Genomic DNA, 15,232 nt, shown 5'->3' on the forward strand with positions numbered 1-15,232 from the left:
CGGTGCCAGGATTTCAGGATGCCACGCGTAAGCCAGGATCACCTCGACGCACGCCGGCGCCAGATCCTCGACGGCTCGCGCGTCTGCTTCGCGCGCTACGGCTACGAAGGTGCCACAGTCCGGCGCCTGGAGGAAGCCACCGGGCTCTCGCGCGGGGCCATCTTCCACCACTTCCGCGACAAGGAGTCGCTCTTCCTCGCCCTCGCCGAAGACGACGCCATCCGGATGGCCGACGTCGTCGCCGAGCAGGGCCTGGTCCAGGTCATGCGCGACCTGCTCGCCGGGGGCGACCACCCCGCCGACTGGCTCGGGACGCGCCTGGAGGTGAGCCGGCGGCTGCGCACCGACCCCGAGTTCCGCGCCCGCTGGGCCGAGCGGTCCGAGCAGCTCACCACCGCGACCCGGCTGCGGCTGCTGCGCCAGCGGGAGGCCGGCAACCTGCGCGACGACGTCGACGTCGACGTGCTCACCGCGTTCCTCGAACTCGTCCTCGAAGGACTCGTCTCGCACCTGGCCATGGGACTGCCGGCCGCCGGGCTGGGGCCGGTGCTCGACCTCGTCGAGGAGACCGTGCGGCGGCACCGGCCGGGCACCGCCTGATCCCCCGTGGTCCAATGGCCCGCGTGGATCTCCTCGAGGCGCACGGCCAGGCGTTGCGGGCCTTCGGCGACACGGTGCACGCAGCCGGCGCCGACGGCTGGGACCGCCGGACGCCGTGTACCGAGTGGACGGTCCGCGACCTCGTGAACCACCTCGTCGCCGAGCAGCTGTGGGCGCCGTCCCTGCTCGCCGGCGCCACTTTGGACGACGTGGGCGACCGGTTCGACGGCGACGTCCTCGGCGACGACCCGGTGGCCGCCTGGGACGCGGCCGCCGAGGCGGCTCGCGAAGCGTTCCTCGACGACGGCGTGCTCGAACGCGCGGCGCACGTGTCGGCGGGACTGCTCCCGGCCCGCGAGTACGGCTGGCAGATGACGATCGACGCGGCGGTCCACGCGTGGGACCTGGCGACGGCGCTCGGCCTCCCCTGCCCGGTGACCGAGCCGCTCGCCGAACGCCTCCTCGACGTCGTGCGGCCGTGGGTGGACGAGTGGCAGGGGCTGGGGATCTTCGACCCACCGGTCCCCGTGCACCGCGGCGCCGGGCCGACCGCGCGGCTCGTCGCCCTCCTCGGGCGGCAACCCTCCTGAATCACCCGCCGAGGTGAGCGCGCCGAACCGCGGGCGAGCTGAACCCACGGCGGCACTTTCGCGGGCGCCCGCCCTCCCGAGGCAACACCACGCCCCGCCAACGCGAGGCAGGTGAGCCGGCGCCGGACCGACCGCGCGGCTCGTCGCCCTCCTCGGGCGGCAACCCTCCTGAATCACCCGCCGAGGTGAGCGCGCCGAACCGCGGGCGAGCTGAACCCACGGCGGCACTTTCGCGGGCGCCCGCCCTCCCGAGGCAACACCACGCCCCGCCAACGCGAGGCAGGTGAGCCGGCGCCGGACCGACCGCGCGGCTCGTCGCCCTCCTCGGGCGGCAACCCTCCTGAATCACCCGCCGAGGTGAGCGCGCCGACACACCGATATCCCCGCGACACCGGGGCCGCACACGTTAAACTTGTCCGCATCGTCGCAGTACACGCCGATTTCCTACTAGGAGTGACCGTTTCGTGCGCGCAGCGCAGTCACCTGGTGACAGTACCGAGCCGGGTGACCGACCCGGCTGTCCGATAGGCTCATCCCCCGCCGACCGGGCGGGTGCGGAATGATCCAGATCCTCTTCGCCGTGCTCGGCGTCCTCCTCTTCGTGCTGCTGACCGTCGGCACCGGGCTGGCCGTCGCCGCGGAGTTCTCGCTGACCGCGCTCGAACGCAGCACCGTCGAGGCCAACGTGCGGCAGGTCGGCGACCGCCGTGCCCTCACCGTGCAGAAGGCGCACCGGACGCTGTCCTTCCAGCTCTCCGGTGCCCAGGTCGCGATCACCCTGACCACGCTGGTCACCGGTTACCTGGCCGAGCCGCTGATCGGCGAGCTCGTCCGGCCGCTGCTCACCGGCGTCGGGCTCCCGGCGGGGTTCGCCGCGGGCGCGTCGATCGTGCTCGCCCTGGTCATCGCCACCTCGCTGTCGATGATCCTCGGCGAAATGGTGCCGAAGAACCTCGCCATCGCGCGGCCGCTGCCGACCGCGCGCGCCGTCGCCGGGTACCACTCGCGCTTCTCCGCCCTCTTCCGGTGGCTCATCACGCTCATGAACAACAGCGCGAACTTTCTCGTGCGCAAGTTCGGCGTCGAGCCCCAGGAGGAACTCCGTTCCGCGCGGTCGCCGCAGGAACTGGGCTCGATCGTGCGGTCCAGCGCCGAAAGCGGGACGCTCGACACCTCGACCGCGGAGCTGCTCGACCGCTCGCTGCGGTTCGGCGAGCGCACCGCCGAGGAGCTCATGACCCCGCGCGTGCAGCTCGAGTCGCTCACGGTCGACGACACCATCGAGGACCTCATCGACATCTCGCGCCGCACCGGGTTCTCGCGGTTCCCGGTGCACGCCGAGGACCTCGACGACGTCCGCGGCGCCGTGCACGTCAAGCAGGCCTTCGCCGTGCCGGCCGCCGAACGGGCCGCCGTGCCGATCGGCTCGGTCATGCGGCCGGTGCCGACCGTGCCCGAGTCGCTGCCCGGCGACGACCTGCTCAACCGCCTGCGCGACTCCCGCTTCCAGCTGGCGATCGTCGTCGACGAGTACGGCGGGACCGCCGGGCTGGTGACCCTCGAAGACGTCGTCGAAGAGATCATCGGCGACGTCCGCGACGAGCACGACGACCGTGAAGCGCCGGCGTCGCAGCAGGTCGGCAGCGACAGCTGGCTGGTGTCCGGGCAGCTGCGCGCCGACGAGGTCACCGACGTCACCGGGTTCCGGATGCCGGACGGCGACTACGAAACCATCGCCGGGCTGATCCTCGAACGGCTCGGCAAGATCCCCGCCGAGGGCGACGCCACCGAGGTCGACGGCTGGCGGCTCACCGTGACCACGATGGACAAACGCCGGATCGCCGAGGTCGAAGTGGCCCCCGTCCGCGCCGAAGAGCCGGCGGAGGTGGCGTCGTGAGCGACTGGCTCAACATCGCCCTCGTCGTGCTCCTGCTGCTGACCAACGCCTTCTTCGTCGGCGCGGAGTTCACGCTGATCTCCTCCCGGCGGGACCGGCTCGAAGCGCTGCTGGAGCAGGGCAAGACGCGCGCGAAGATCGTCATCAACGCGAGCAAGCACGTGTCGCTGATGCTAGCCGGCGCGCAGCTGGGCATCACCATCTGCTCGCTGCTGCTCGGCCGTCTCGGCGAGCCCGCGGTCGCGCACCGGCTGTCGGCGTTCTTCGACCTGCTGGGCCTGCCCGAAGCGCTGCTGCACCCGATTTCGTTCGCCATCGCGCTGGCGTTCATCACCGTGCTGCACGTCCTGATCGGCGAGATGGTGCCGAAGAACCTCGCCATCGCCGAGCCCGAGCGGCTCGCGCTGTGGCTGGTGCCGGTGCACGTCGGGTGGGTCAAGATCGCGAACCCGTTCATCTGGCTACTGAACTTCGTCGCCAACTCGCTGCTGCGCGCGGTGAAGGTCGAGCCGAAGGACGAGCTGGAGACGGCCTACACCTCCGACGAGCTGGCCGAGCTGCTCAGCGAGTCGCGCCGGGAGGGCCTGCTGGACCAGTCCGAGCACCGGCGGCTCGCCCAGACGCTGTCGTCGGTGGAGAAGACGGTGGCCGACGTGCTGGTGCCGACGGCCGAGCTGACCACGCTGCCGTGCGGGCCGACCGTCGGCGACGTCGAGCGGGCGGTCTCCTCGACCGGCTTCTCGCGGTTCCCCGTGTGCACCGACGACGGGCGGCTGACCGGCTACATCCACGTGAAGGACGTCCTCGAGCTGGCCGGGCAGGACCCGGCGACGATCGTGCCCGACGCGAAGACGCGCCCGCTGACCGAACTGCGCGCCGACGCCCGGCTCGACGTCGCGCTTTCGGCCATGCGCAAGGAAGGCAGCCACCTGGCGCGGGCGCTCGACACGGGCGGCAACGCCGTCGGCGTCGTCGCGCTGGAGGACCTCGTCGAGGAGTACGTGGGCACCGTGCGCGACGGAACCCACGTCGGCGCATGACCGGCGTCGAGGTGCTCGCCGAACCGGACTGGCTGGCCCGGGAGGCGGCGCACGTCGAGCGGATGCGGCGGTGGACGGTCCCGCACCAGGACCGGCGCTCGCGCGGCGAGAAGCACCCGGTGCTGGACTTCCTGTTCACCTACTACTCCTACCGGCCCTCGCACCTGGAGCGGTGGCAGCCCGGGCCCGGCGTCGCGCTCGCCGGACCCGCGGCGCGGCGCTTCCTGGACCGCAAGGGGTACGTCCGGACGGACGACGGCGTGCTGCTGGATCCGATGGGCTTCACCGAGAGCAAGGCGCGGACGGCCGAGTTCGTCCTCGGCCTGCTCACCGCGACGGCGTCGCGCGCACCGCGGCTGAGCTGCTTCGGCCTGCACGAGTGGGCCATGGTCTACCGCGAGCCGGCGGACTCGGTGCGGCACAACCAGGTGCCGCTGCGGCTCGGGTCGGCGGGTACCGACGCCGTCGTGAAGGCGCTGGACGTCCGCTGCGGGCACTTCGACGCGTTCCGGTTCTTCACCGCGGACGCGCGGCCGCGCAATCAGCTGACGCCGTCGCGGGAGACGCAGGTCGCACTCGAGCAGCCGGGGTGCCTGCACGCGAACATGGACCTGTTCAAATGGGCGTACAAGCTCGATCCGTTCGTGCCCGCCGAGCTGGTGGCGGACTGCTTCGAGCTGGCCGTGGAGATCCGGACGCTGGACATGCGGGCGAGCCCGTACGACCTGGCCGCGCTCGGCTACCCGCCGGTGCGGATCGAGACGGCCGAAGGAAGAGCTGAATACGCGAGGGCGCAGGGCGGGTTCGCCCGGCGGGCGGCACCGCTGCGTGCTCGGCTGATCGCGCACTGCCATCGCCTGGTCAGAGCAGCACCCTGAGCACGCTCCACTGTGAGTCAGATTATTCTCTCTCCGATACTCACCTGTTAGGGTGATAACGGTTTCATTGCATCGCAGCGCGTGCTTGACATGCGCTCACCCCGAAAGGACGACGATGGGGCGACACACCCGGGACGACGAGCCCGTGCCGCACCCTCAGGACCGGGCCGGGGCGCCGCGCGTCCCCCAAGGCCCGCCGCGCCGCCCGCACCCGGGCGATGCCCGCCAGGGCGAGGCCTCCGGCGCCTACCCGGTCGCGGGACCGTCGAAGCCCCCGAAGCGCAGCTCGATCTCCGACGCCTTCGGGATCGCCGGCCGCGGCACCCCGCGTGGCGAGTCGTCGGGCTACTTCGTCTCCGGCGGCGGTGAAGCTTCCGGCTCGTACCCCGTCACCGGCCGCGGCGAGACCACCGGGCCGCACCCGGCCGCTCGTCGCGGCGAGGCCTCCGGCTCCTACCCCGTCGCCGGCCGCGGCGAGAACTCCGGGTCGTACCCCGTCACCGGCCGGCGTGCCGGCCGCCGCGGGGAAGCTTCCGGCGCCTTCCCGGCCGCCCGGCGGGACGAGACCGCCGCCGAGCGGACCGAGGTCATCACCCGGCACGGCGAAGCCTCCGGCGACTACCCCATCACGGTCCGTAGCGAGAACTCCGGTGCCTTCCGGACGCCCGGCCCCGGCGAGAACACCGGCTCCCACCGCACCCTCGACCGCACCACCCCGGCCGGCGGCGAAACCACCCCGCGCCGGCGTCGCCGCGACGACGCCGGCGAGACGTCCGCCCGCCGCGCGCCGGGCCGCAGCGAGACCACCGGTCCGCACCGCACCGAGAGCAGGAGCGAGACCACCGGGTCGCACCGCACCGACGGCAGGAGTGAGACGACCGGGTCGCACCGGATCGCCGGGAAGGGCGAGGCCACCGGCTCGCACCGGATCGTCGGCAAGAAGGCCCCGCGACGCCGGATCGCCACCTGGCCGATCGCCTGCGCCGTCCTCGCCGCGCTCATCGGGCTCGGCGTGATCGGCTGGAACTGGGCCGACAGCGAGCTCAACAGCCGCGCCGAGGCGCAGGCCGCCAGCTGCTCCGGCGGCACGTCGCAGATGCGGATCGTCGTCACGCCGAGCGTGCAGAAGCCGATGACCGTCGCGGCCGACCGCTGGAACCAGGCCGCGACCGTCGTCCACGGCCAGTGCGTGCACGTGACGATCGACGCCAAGCCGTCTTCGCAGGTGCTCGACGCGCTGGTCGGCCGGGCCAACCTGGACGCCATCGGCGGGCTCCCGGCCGCGTGGCTGCCCGAGTCGTCGTACTGGGTCAGCGAGCTGACCCAGAAGAAGCCGGAGATGATCGGCTCCCCCGCGCAGTCGGTCGCCAGCGCCCGCTCCGCGGACTACCCGTTCATCGGCCTCACCGGGCCGGGCATCGACGACACCGTGCTCCGCGCGGCGCAGACCTTCCGCGAGTACCTCGAGCAGCCGGCCCAGCAGGCCGACTTCACCGCCGCCGGGATCAAGACCGCCTAGACGCGCGTGCCGTTGTCGAGCTCGGCCACCACCGCGAGGTCGTCGTCGGCCAGCTCGAAGTCGAAGATCCCGAAGTTCTCGCGGGTGCGGGTCGTGGTGGCCGAGGCCGCCACCGCGACCGTGCCGGCCTGCAGGTGCCACCGCAGCACGATCTGGGCCGGGGTCTTGCCGTACTTCGCCGCGAGGGCGGTGACGGTCTCGTCGGCCAGTAGCCCGGCGTTGGCGGCCGGGCTCGACGCCGCCGTCACGATGCCGCGCTCGGCGTGGAACTCGCGCAGCGGGAGCTGCTGCAGCCACGGGTGCAGCTCGACCTGGTTCAGCACCGGGACCGCGCCGGTGGCGTCGATCAGCCGGCGCAGCTCCGCGACGCCGAAGCCGGCGACGCCCACCGCGCGGACGCGGCCGTCGGCGCGCAGCCGGCTCAGGGCGCGCCAGGTGTCGGGGAACGCGCCTTTGGTGCCGTCGAGCAGGCACAGGTCGGCCCGCTCGACCTGGAGGGCGGTCAGCGCCTGGTCGGCGGCGCGGCGGGCGGTGTCGTAGCCCTGCGCGGGGACCTTGAAACTGATGAACAGCTCGTCCCGGGGCACGCCGGCGAGCGCGGTGCCCACCGCCGCCTCGGTCCCCGGCGCGGTGTCGAAGCCGCGGTAGCCGATGTCGAGGGCGATGCGGACGGCCCGGCCGGTTTCGGCGGCGGTCAGCCCCGCGACACCGAACAGCAGCTGGGGGATGCGGACTCCGTCGGACAGGGCGAGCGAAGGCGGGACGGCCATCTACCGGTGATCCTCACGTCGGATGCTGCGCGGGTGTCCTCCATCATTCCACCGCGGCGGCGCGCTCGCGCAGGTATGCCGCCGTCGCCGCGTCGGCCGGGAAGAACGCCTCGATCACCAGTTCCGCGACGGTGATGTCCAGGGGCGTGCCGAACGTGGCCACGGTGCTGAAGAACGTCAGGTCGGTGCCCTCGTGGCGGAACTTCAGCGGGACGAAAATGTCACCCGGTCCGGGGACCTCCACCTCGGGCACCGGCTGGTCGCACGGGTAGCCGCGCAGCTCGGCGAGGAGGTCGGCCAGCCCGGGGTCGGCGGTCTGGCCGACCTGGCGGCGCAGGCGCCCGAGCAGGTGGGCGCGCCACTCGCCCAGGTTGGTGATGTGCGGGGCCATCCCGTCGGGGTGCAGGGTCGCGCGCAGGACGTTGGTGGTCAGCTCGGCGGGGACCCCGGCGACGAACAGGCCGACGGCGGAGTTGGCGTCGACGAGGTCCCAGTTCCGGTCGACGACGGCGGCCGGGAAGGGTTCGTGGCTCGCGAGCAGCTGCCGGACCGCCTGGCGGACGGCGTCCATGTCCGGGTCCCCCAGCGCGTTCTCGGTGTAGGCGGGCGCGTACCCGGCGGCGAGCAGCAGCCGGTTGCGTTCGCGCAGCGGGACGTCGAGGTGCTCCCCGAGCCGCAGCACCATGTCCCGGCTCGGCCGCGAGCGGCCGGTTTCGACGAAGCTGAGGTGCCGGGTGGAGATGTCGGCGGAGATGGCGAGGTCGAGCTGGCTGATCCGGCGCCGGTCACGCCATTCCCGCAGCAGCTGCCCGACGGGCCGCTGCCGCGCGGCCGCCTGCACTGTGGTCGTCACGCGAGCGACGCTACGGCGATCACGGGGTGGCTGCCATTACTTCGGGGGTAATGCCGGCGACCGGCTCGGCGACGGCCGAGGCATTACCTCCCGCGTAATCGACGGGCCGCCGCCGGGCCGACAGAGTGGTGCTCAGCGCAGGGACGACAGAACCCATTGTCCCCCAACCGAAGGAGCATCCCATGACCGACGTCCGCACCCTCGTCGAGCAGTACATCGCCGTCTGGAACGAGACCGACGCCGACAAGCGCCGGGCCCTCATCGCCGACCTCTTCACCGAACGCGCCGGCTACACCGACCCGCTCGGCGCCGTCACCGGCCACGACGGGATCGACCAGTTCGTCGGCGGCGCGCAGCAGCAGTTCGCCGGCCTCACCTTCAGCCTGCCCGCCGAGCCCGACGCGCACCACGACCTCGCGCGGTTCCAGTGGTACCTCGGTGCGCCCGGGGCGGCCGAGCCCGTCGCCATCGGGTTCGACGTCGTCGAGCTCGAGGACGGCAAGATCGCCAAGGTGCACGGTTTCCTCGACAAGATCCCGGGCTGAAAACGCGGCGTGCGGGCTCCCGGGCAGGGGAGCCCGCACGCCACCCGCACCCGCTAGCCCTTCAGCGCGCCCCGCCAGCGCACCGTCGGGCGCAGCTTCTCCGGGTTCACCCGGTGCTTGTTGGCGCCGACGATGTCGAACATCGACTCGATCAGCGTGTCCGACAGCAGGTGCGGCTCCAGCCCCAGCCCGACCAGCCCGGTGTGCTTCACGTTGTAGTAGTGCTCCGGCGCCTCGGTGCGCGGGTTCTCCAGCTGCTCGATCTGCACCGGGCCGGGGAACCGGTCGGCGACGAGGTCGGCGATCGCGGCCACCGACATGCTCTCGGTCATCTGGTTGAACACGCGGAACTCCCCCGCCTCGGCCGGGTTCTCCACGGCGAGCCGGATGCATTCGACGGTGTCGCGGATGTCGATCAGCCCGCGCGTCTGGGCACCCTTGCCGTACACCGTCAGCGGCTGCCCCAGCACCGCCTGGATGACGAACCGGTTCAGCACCGTGCCGAACACCGCGTCGTAGTCGAAGCGGGTCGCCAGCCGCGGGTCGAGCGCCGTCTGCGGCGTCTGCTGGCCGTACACGACGCCCTGGTTCAGGTCCGTGGCGCGCAGCCCCCACGCGCGGCACGTGAATTCGATGTTGTGCGAATCGTGCACCTTGGTCAGGTGGTAGAACGACCCCGGACGCTTCGGGAAGAGCACCCGGTCTTCGCGCCCGTTGTGCTTCAGGTCCAGCCAGCCTTCTTCGATGTCGACGTTCGGCGTGCCGTATTCGCCCATCGTGCCGAGCTTCACCAGGTGGATCGCCGGATCGATCTCCGCGATCGCGTAGAGCAGGTTCAGGGTGCCGATCACGTTGTTGTGCTGGGTGTACACCGCGTGCTCGCGGTCGATCATCGAGTACGGCGCCGACCGCTGCTCGGCGTAGTGCACGACCGCGTCGGGCCGGAAGTCCCGCACCGCGCCGAACAGGAACTCCGCGTCCAGCAGGTCGCCTTCGTAGCTGGTGATCGTGCGCCCCGAGACCTCTGCCCACGCGGCGATCCGGGCGGCCAGCGATTCGATCGGGACGAGGCTTTCGACACCGAGTTCGGCGTCGTACCCTCGGCGGGCGAAATTGTCGAGAACGGCTACCTCGTGGCCTTTGTCCGATAAGTGCAACGCGGTCGGCCAGCCCAGATATCCGTCACCGCCGAGAACCAGCACCCGCATTGTGCCGCCTTTCCTACTCGTTCAAGAACCCGACGCTATCGATCACGTGCTGATGAAGACCTGGCAATAGGCTGTGAATCTCCTATGCGTAGGGGACCCGGACGGCGGCGGCCCGGGCCCGCGGGGAGGATGGGGGCATGACGACCGTAACCAACGGCGTGCGGCCCCGCACAACGGAGAAGACCCGCCGACGCGGCTGGGCCCGCCTCGCGCGCGCCGCGGCGACGTCGGTCGCCGCCACGGTCCTCAGCCAGGTCGTCCTGCTCGCCGTGCTCGCCACCGGCGGCGCCGCGGCACTGGCCAGCACGCTGGCCTGGGCGGCCGGCGCGGTGCTGAACTTCCTGGTCACCCGGCGCTGGGTGTGGGGCCGCACCGGACGCCCGCGCGTGCGCCGCGAACTGCTGCCCTACCTGGTCGTCATCGGCCTCGGCGGGCTCGCCTCGATCGGCCTGACGACCCTCGCGGGCTCGCTGCTGACCCCGCTGGACCTCCCGCACTTCTGGTGGGTCGTACTCGTCGACGGCACGTACGTGGCCAGTTACGCGCTGGTGTTCGTCGTGAAGTTCACGCTGCTCGACCGGCTCGTGTTCGGCCGCGGCGCAGCACGTACCCCCGCCACCACGTCCCGGTCATGACCCGGGCGTAGTTCGCGCCGTAGACGACGCTGCCGCCCTTCTTGCTCTTGCCCGCCTTGCGCAGCCGCATGCTCATCGGCAGTTCGACGACGCGGGCGCCGCGCGCGGTCACGCCGAGCAGCAGCTCCGAGGACTGGTACTGCGGCTCGTTGAGCGGGACCGAGCAGGCCAGGTCCGCCCGCATCGCGCGGAACCCGAACGACGTGTCGGTGATCCGCCGGGCGGTCAGCACCGACGCCAGCGCCGCGAACACCCGCACCCCGAGCCACCGGACGCGGCTGTCGGCTTCCTCGTGCCCGAGCCGCCGGGACCCGGTGACGAAGTCCGCGGTGCCCTCGACGACCGGGCGGACCAGTGCTTCCAGCTCGCTGTTGTCGTACTGGCCGTCGGCGTCGGTCGTCACGACGTACTCGGCGCCGGCCTCCGCGGCGAGGTGGTAACCCAGGCGCAGCGCGGCACCCTGGCCGCGGTTGCGGGGCGCGACGCAGACGTACGCGCCGTGGTCTTCGGCGATGCGGGCCGTGTCGTCGGTGCCGCCGTCGACCACGACGAGCACGTCGACGGGCCTGCCGAGGCACTCGTCGGGCATCTTCTCCAGGACTTCGCCGATGCCGCCGGCTTCGTTGTAGGCGGCGATGACGACGGTCAGCGGCGCCAGCTTCAGCTCGGGGTGGCGGCCGCGGAAGTCGTCGAGGGCACCGGAGTCGACGTCGTCGGGGAACGCGGCGAGGCGCTTCCGGCTGGCCGAGGTCAGGGTGGTGAAACCGAGCGCACCGGCCACGGGCAGCAGCACGAGGGCGGGGATCTGGTAGCGCCAGGAGAACTGGAACACCGCCGAGGCGAAGAGCAGGACCAGGCCGCTCGACGCCGCCAGCAGCGCGCCCGCCCGTGCCCGGTCCAGGGGTTTCTTGCGGCGGAACACCGTGAGCAGGCCGAGGATCGCGCCGATGCCGAGGACCGCGCCCGGGACGTACCCGCCGCCGAGCTGGTAGTCGCGGAGGATCTTGGCCAGTGGCTGGTCGACGCTCGCGTTGACCCCGTCGTTCTGCTGCGTGACCAGGTCGATCAGCGACTGGTCGGCCCACTGCGGGTAGGTGAGCTGGAACTGCCACCGGTCCAGCGGGACGTCGGTCGGGTCCTGTTCGCGGGTCCAGGCGAAGCTCTTGGCGAAGTCGGTCAGGATCGCGTCCGCGACGTCGCCGGGCTGTTCCTTCAGGACGTCGATGGCGAACTCGTGCGCCAGCGCGGCCTTGTCCGCGCCCGGGGGCAGCGGGCCCGGCCAGTTCGGGTCGAGGTCGGCGTGCGTGTAGTTGTCCACCAGCCGCGTCTCGCGCGGTTCGGCCGGGCAGAACACCCGCAGTTCCGGCGCGAGGTGCAGGTTCGGGCAGTCGGCGACGGCGGCGGTGCGGCCGTAGAGCATGTTCCCGGACGGCCCGGTCAGGCCCCACTTGCCGGTCTCCGAGTGCACCCGTGCCGCGTAGGGCACGAGCACGGCCAGCAGGCCGAGCAGCCCTACGCCGGCCCGGCGCCAGCCCGCCCGGTGCCGCCACGCTCCCCCGGCGACGACCAGGAACACCAGCAGCGGCGCGGCCAGGGAGATGCCGATCAGCCGCGTCAGCACGCCGAAACCGAGCAGCAGGCCCGCGACGCCGGCGCGTTTCCAGCCCGGGGTGCCCCAGCCGAGCAGCAGCCACAGGAGCCCGAGGAGCACCGCCTCGAACGTCACCTCGGACATGATGTTCTGCTCGATCTGCAGCTGGTAGGCGTCGAGCAGCACCGGCACGGCGGCGAGCGCGCCGACCCACGGGCGGCCGCAGAGGCGCAGCACCAGCCCGTACACGCCGATCGCGATGAGGATCCCGCCGACGTGCTGGACGGCCGTGACCCACGCGAGCCCGCCGACGGCCAGCAGCGGGCGCAGCACGAGGTCGTAGCCGATCGGGTCGAGCTGGTCGGCGCGCAGCGCGTGCAGGTTGTCGATGTAGCGGAACGAGTCGATGTACAGCAGCGCGGGCCGGTACGCGAGCCAGGTCAGCACCCGCAGGACGATCGCCGGGACGAGGAGCAGGAGCAGCAGCCAGTGGCGCTTGAGGAAAGCGATCACGGTGTCGCGTTTGGACGGTCGAGGCCGGAGAAGTACTTCCAGGCCGTGGCCAGGCCGTCGGTGAGCGGGACCTCCGGGCGGTACCCGATGGTCTCGGCGCTGGCCGAGACGTCGACGACCACCGCGGGCATCTCCCCCGCCGGCGCGTCGACGTGCTCGACCGGCAGCTCGGCGCCGGTCACCTCGCGCACGGCTTCGACCATCTCCAGCACGGACACCGAGCGCCCGGCGCCGACGATCGCACGGCCGGCGTAGCCGCTGTCGAGGGCCAGCAGGATCGCGCGGACGACGTCGTCGACGTGCACGAGGTCGCGGCGCTGGCGGCCGTCGCCGTAGATCTTCACGCCGGTCCCGGAGAGCGCGGCCCGCATCATGCGCGGCACGAAACTGTCCTTGTGGGACATTCCCGGGCCGTAGACGTTGGTGAACCGCAACGCACACGTCGTCATGCCGTACGCGCCGGCGTAGCCCGAGAGCAGCATTTCGCACGCCGCCTTGGTGGCGCCGTACGGTGTCAGCGGACGCAGCGGCAGGTCCGGGGTGATCGTCGCGGTGCCGACGTCGCCGATCACGGCGTTGGTCGAGGCGAGCAGGAACTTCGGCACGTCGCGAAGGCGCGCCAGTTCGAGCAGTTCCTGCGTGACCAGGACGTTGTCGGCGAAGGTGTCCTCGGGCAGCTCGACCGACTTCAGCACCGACGTCAGCGCGGCGAGGTGCACGATCCCGGTGGTCCCCGGCGCCACGGCTTCCTCGCGGACCGCGGCCTCGCGGAGGTCGCCGGTCACCACGCGGACGCCGTCGCTCTCTTCGGGGAACGGGACGCGGTCGACGACGGTGACCCCGGCGCCCCGGTCGCGGAGGGCGCGCACGACGGCCCGGCCGATGAAGCCGCTGCCACCGGTCACGACCACGGACGTCCGATCAGGACCGTGCGCATTCGCCATGGCGTCAACCTACCTCCCGTTCCTGTGCGGGGGCCGTGCGCGTACGCAGAACTGCGGATGGCCGCTCCCCCGGCCGGCTTGGTGTCCTGGACGGGTCATGAAGCAAGGGGAGGAAGGCTCACCATGAAACGACTCTTCACCGTTCCGGCACTGCTGCTGGCCTCGCTCGCCGGGGCGCTCACCGTGTCCGCCGCGCCCGCGAGCGCGGCGACGACCGACGTCGGCGTCATCCCGTCGAGCCGGTCGTGCCCGGTCGGCACCGAGGCGATCGTCATCCGGATGGACGACGAGGACTCGGGCAACGCGAACTCGCGCGGCGGGTTCATCGGCGCCGTCAGCAGCACCGGCAACACGGAGATGTTCTTCTGCCGGGTCAACGGTGCCGCGTTCCGCGGGGTCACGCAGTCCGGCTCGTTCCGGCCCTACGCCGTGCTGAAGCTCGGCGCGAACTGCCCGAACGGCTCGCAGGAGTTCTCGCGCCGGTTCGACAACGAAGACGACAGCAACAACAACTCGTTCTCCGGCAACATCTTCCCGAACGTGAGCGACAGCAACACGCTGCTGCGGTTCTGCCTGTTCGCGCCGGGGGTGGCGACGACGACGGCGTTCCCGAACGTCGGCTTCGGCTACCTGGTGTTCTCCGGGGTCGACTCGTCCGGCTTCTTCCACACCGACGACGAGGACGACAGCAACAACAACTCCTACAGCGCGCCGGCGGGGATCAGCAGCATCGCGCAGTCGATGGTGAGCGCCGGCTCGAACACCACGCTGAACGTCCGGATCGCCCGGTAACGGCCGGTTCGTATCTCCCTCGGTTCGCCTGGGTCTTTTCCACCGGGCGAACCGAGGGGGACACGGGTGAGCAGTGAAGTATCGGCGCGGTGCCTGCACCGCGCCCTCGACGTCGTGCGCGAGCTGAAGGCGGCGGGGCCGGGCGCGGGGCTGGCCGGGCTGGGCCGGCTGATCGGCTGCGACGTCGTCTCGTGCACGAGCACCGAGCACACGACCCGCCGGCTGACCGGCACGGTCACCGACCGGCCGGAGCAGAACCTGATGCGCCACCCGGAGTTCCGGGCGCACGTGCACCAGCACCCGGGGTTCGCGGCCTACCGTTCCGGCGCGCTGCGGCTGGGCACGTCGGCCGCGTTGAGCGACCTGGCCGACCTGCGCACGCTGCGGGGACTGCCGTTCTACACCGACTTCTACCGCCCGCGCGGGACGGTCGACCAGCTGCTGTGCGTGGTGCAGGTCGACGACCGGCACGGGCGGGTGCTGACGCTCAGCCGGTCGCGGCCGGGGTTCGCCGCGCGGGACCGGGAGCTGGTGGACCTGCTGGCGCCGCACCTGGCCCAGGCGTTCGCCCGCGAAGCACGGCCGCCGGTCCGGCCGGTCACCGGCGGGCCGGTCGAGGTGCTCACGGCCCGCGAACGCGAGGTGGCCGGGCTGGTGGCGCGGGCCGCGACGGACCGGGAGATCGCCCGCCGGCTGGGCATCAGCCCGCGGACGGCGCAGAAGCACCTGCAGCAGATCTACCGCAAGCTCGGGCTGGCGAGCCGGGCCGAGCTGATGGTCCACCTGTCGGGCCCGGGGTCGGGTGATGAGAAAACAGTGAGTAAAACGGTATGAAAACAACCAACACAACACCGAAA

The 15,232-nt window shown here is 71.9% G+C and carries 15 protein-coding genes; 10 read left to right on the forward strand and 5 right to left on the reverse strand.

Going from position 1 to position 15,232, the window contains the following annotated elements; all coding sequences use genetic code 11:
* Nucleotides 1-18 precede the first annotated feature (18 nt).
* From AB0J40_RS25325 to AB0J40_RS25350, 6 genes are all read left to right on the forward strand, one after another.
* Nucleotides 19-600 carry a TetR/AcrR family transcriptional regulator gene (locus AB0J40_RS25325; RefSeq protein ID WP_257918778.1) on the forward strand — a complete coding sequence of 194 codons (582 nt, stop codon included), beginning with the start codon at nt 19-21 and terminating at the stop codon, nt 598-600.
* 23 nt (nt 601-623) lie between these two features.
* Nucleotides 624-1,190, forward strand: coding sequence for a TIGR03086 family metal-binding protein (locus AB0J40_RS25330; protein ID WP_364457106.1), 567 nt, complete (start codon nt 624-626; stop codon nt 1,188-1,190).
* Nucleotides 1,191-1,749: 559 nt separating this feature from the next.
* On the forward strand, nt 1,750-3,087 hold the full coding sequence (locus AB0J40_RS25335) for a hemolysin family protein (RefSeq protein WP_364457108.1): 1,338 nt from the start codon (nt 1,750-1,752) through the stop codon (nt 3,085-3,087).
* Nucleotides 3,084-4,127 carry a hemolysin family protein gene (locus tag AB0J40_RS25340; RefSeq protein WP_364457109.1) on the forward strand — a complete coding sequence of 348 codons (1,044 nt, stop codon included), beginning with the start codon at nt 3,084-3,086 and terminating at the stop codon, nt 4,125-4,127. The genes AB0J40_RS25335 and AB0J40_RS25340 overlap by 4 nt, the downstream gene beginning before the upstream one ends.
* On the forward strand, nt 4,124-5,005 hold the full coding sequence (locus AB0J40_RS25345; protein WP_364457111.1) for a 3-methyladenine DNA glycosylase: 882 nt from the start codon (nt 4,124-4,126) through the stop codon (nt 5,003-5,005). Before AB0J40_RS25340 ends, AB0J40_RS25345 begins: the two co-directional genes overlap by 4 nt.
* Nucleotides 5,006-5,120: 115 nt before the next feature.
* The gene (locus AB0J40_RS25350; protein WP_364457113.1) at nt 5,121-6,524 is read left to right on the forward strand and encodes a hypothetical protein; all 1,404 of its coding nucleotides are present in this window, start codon (nt 5,121-5,123) and stop codon (nt 6,522-6,524) included.
* Here the strand turns inward: AB0J40_RS25350 and AB0J40_RS25355 are convergent.
* Nucleotides 6,521-7,294, reverse strand: a complete 774-nt coding sequence (locus tag AB0J40_RS25355) for an aldo/keto reductase (protein WP_364457115.1) — start codon at nt 7,292-7,294, stop codon at nt 6,521-6,523. The genes AB0J40_RS25350 and AB0J40_RS25355 overlap by 4 nt on opposite strands.
* A gap of 43 nt (nt 7,295-7,337) precedes the next feature.
* Nucleotides 7,338-8,147: a helix-turn-helix transcriptional regulator gene (locus AB0J40_RS25360; protein ID WP_364457117.1), complete on the reverse strand. Its 810-nt coding sequence runs from the start codon at nt 8,145-8,147 to the stop codon at nt 7,338-7,340.
* 182 nt (nt 8,148-8,329) lie between these two features.
* Here AB0J40_RS25360 and AB0J40_RS25365 point away from each other — a divergent pair, with 182 nt between their 5' ends.
* The gene (locus tag AB0J40_RS25365) at nt 8,330-8,692 is read left to right on the forward strand and encodes a nuclear transport factor 2 family protein (protein WP_364457119.1); all 363 of its coding nucleotides are present in this window, start codon (nt 8,330-8,332) and stop codon (nt 8,690-8,692) included.
* A gap of 53 nt (nt 8,693-8,745) precedes the next feature.
* Here the strand turns inward: AB0J40_RS25365 and AB0J40_RS25370 are convergent, their stop codons facing one another.
* A complete protein-coding gene (locus tag AB0J40_RS25370; protein WP_364457120.1) occupies nt 8,746-9,900 on the reverse strand; it encodes an NAD-dependent epimerase/dehydratase family protein in 1,155 nt (384 codons plus the stop codon).
* Nucleotides 9,901-10,037: 137 nt separating this feature from the next.
* On the opposite strand from AB0J40_RS25370, the gene AB0J40_RS25375 reads away from it, so the two are divergent.
* Entirely contained in the window at nt 10,038-10,535 is a 498-nt protein-coding gene (locus tag AB0J40_RS25375) for a GtrA family protein (RefSeq protein ID WP_364457122.1), read from the forward strand.
* On the opposite strand, the gene AB0J40_RS25380 is transcribed toward AB0J40_RS25375, so the two are convergent.
* Nucleotides 10,465-12,639 (reverse strand): glycosyltransferase family 2 protein, encoded by a 2,175-nt coding sequence (locus AB0J40_RS25380; RefSeq protein ID WP_364457124.1) that lies wholly within the window; start codon nt 12,637-12,639, stop codon nt 10,465-10,467. The genes AB0J40_RS25375 and AB0J40_RS25380 overlap by 71 nt on opposite strands.
* Nucleotides 12,636-13,583, reverse strand: coding sequence for an NAD-dependent epimerase/dehydratase family protein (locus AB0J40_RS25385; protein WP_364457125.1), 948 nt, complete (start codon nt 13,581-13,583; stop codon nt 12,636-12,638). Before AB0J40_RS25385 ends, AB0J40_RS25380 begins: the two co-directional genes overlap by 4 nt.
* 123 nt (nt 13,584-13,706) lie before the next feature.
* Here AB0J40_RS25385 and AB0J40_RS25390 point away from each other — a divergent pair, with 123 nt between their 5' ends.
* On the forward strand, nt 13,707-14,375 hold the full coding sequence (locus tag AB0J40_RS25390) for a hypothetical protein (protein WP_364457126.1): 669 nt from the start codon (nt 13,707-13,709) through the stop codon (nt 14,373-14,375).
* A 66-nt stretch (nt 14,376-14,441) separates the two neighbouring features.
* Nucleotides 14,442-15,209, forward strand: coding sequence for a helix-turn-helix transcriptional regulator (locus AB0J40_RS25395; protein WP_364457128.1), 768 nt, complete (start codon nt 14,442-14,444; stop codon nt 15,207-15,209).
* Nucleotides 15,210-15,232 lie beyond the last annotated feature (23 nt).

Origin of the sequence: Amycolatopsis sp. NPDC049691 (assembly GCF_040675005.1) — a bacterium.
Classification (GTDB): Bacteria; Actinomycetota; Actinomycetes; order Mycobacteriales; family Pseudonocardiaceae; genus Amycolatopsis.